Genomic DNA, 1460 nt, shown 5'->3' with positions numbered 1-1460 from the left:
CCCTACGCGCAACACTCGATACGGATGGCTGGTTAGGCCTTGCCCGACAGGGACTTTCACCCTGCAAGAAGCATCAAGCTTAGCTTGACGCACTAACGATCAAATCTGGCTAATGGAATGGGATAATAAAGCTCTCAGTGAAAAGCCGGCTGCTTATGTGGTGAATAAGATACACGGTGGAGGCCATGCCGGTGCCCAGGAGCTTATCTATGTCGAAGATGATAGCCAGGGTCGCACCAGCTATGCTTTCTCCGTCACAGCTCGCGTTTTTGACGGCAGTTATGGTGGCTCCCACTATTCTGCGGGAATGACCGTTATCGATCGTGATAACTGGTCCCTGAACATGAGCGGAAGCAATAATCGTGGTTGGTACTGGCTCTGCGGTTATGGCCACGTGCTGAATATCCGGGCATTCTATAACCCTGGCAATGAAAAATATGGAGCAATTTGTACCAGCGATGGCGGAAAATATAATCAGTCTCGCGGATTAAATACGATTGCCATCAAGATGGAGGACACATCCTCTACGAGTAGTTTTGAAGGCAACTACAATTATCTTGTACCTTCCGACAACGCGTTTTTCTCAAATGGTGGTGGCCACACTGTAGTTCCAGTAGATGAGAACACCAACCTGTCTCTTATCGTATCCCCCAAATACATTGATGACGCGGAAATGAATCGCTTCCTGCAAAGCGAATACGGCATAGATACAAGTAGTGGCGGTCCCTTTGACAAGCAATGCTCAGATAATACCAACTGCTCTTTCTCTTATATGTCGAGCAGCAGCAATCCAACCATTTCCAGGCAAGGCCTGCGCAGTGGTGACGCTCTGAACTCCTCCTCGTTAACCCGTATTGGTATTGCCAAAGTGGATGGTAACGGAAGTATCGAAGGCGAAGGGTTCAAATGGTTGGTAGAAGAGCCTGACTGTCAAATCAGCGACCCGCAACTTATCGACTTGAAAAATGGCCGCTACCTGTTTGGTTACGCTCAATTCCAATGTATCTCTGATAACCTGTCATACAATCGCAGCTCTGCTAAAAATGGTGCAATGCGTATGCTGGTCCCTAAAGCGTACTATGTGATGGAAATTGACGCAGAACTTAACGTATTGCAAGGCCCAGTCAAACTGACAAAGTATGGCTGGGGCGGCCTTGATGAACCCGTTTTCCTTGGCAACGGTAAAGTGGCTTGGTCTTACATCAAAAACCCCACCTATGATAATTACGGAGGTGGCAAGCAAAATGTATGGCAAGCGATGATTTACCACTCAAATAGTGCCAACTAACTGAGTAGCAGTAACTCACGTTCAACTCAATAAAATGGAGAGCCCTGCTCTCCATTTTTTATAGGGAAGTCCGTTTTCCTTGGCTCATCGAGGTAGTGTTCAGAATTCTGTGTCACCTCTTTACTATTAGCAAAAAAGAGATGACCCATGACCAAACCCACTTTCGATATGG

1 protein-coding gene is annotated in these 1460 nt (G+C 47.0%); it reads left to right on the top strand.

Annotated elements, in window-relative coordinates:
- Positions 1-112: 112 nt before the first annotated feature.
- Positions 113-1288 carry a hypothetical protein gene (locus MO867_RS21995; protein WP_252473151.1) on the top strand — a complete coding sequence of 392 codons (1176 nt, stop codon included), beginning with the start codon at positions 113-115 and terminating at the stop codon, positions 1286-1288.
- Positions 1289-1460 lie beyond the last annotated feature (172 nt).

This window comes from Microbulbifer okhotskensis, assembly GCF_023895975.1.
In the GTDB taxonomy this organism is placed as follows: Bacteria; Pseudomonadota; Gammaproteobacteria; order Pseudomonadales; family Cellvibrionaceae; genus Microbulbifer; species Microbulbifer okhotskensis.
This window is presented reverse-complemented; position numbering and strand designations above follow the sequence as displayed.

What these genes read in the sequence shown, in the direction of transcription:
- MO867_RS21995 (WP_252473151.1), top strand. Translation starts at nt 113, where the DNA reads ATGGAATGGGATAATAAAGCTCTCAGTGAAAAGCCGGCTGCTTATGTG.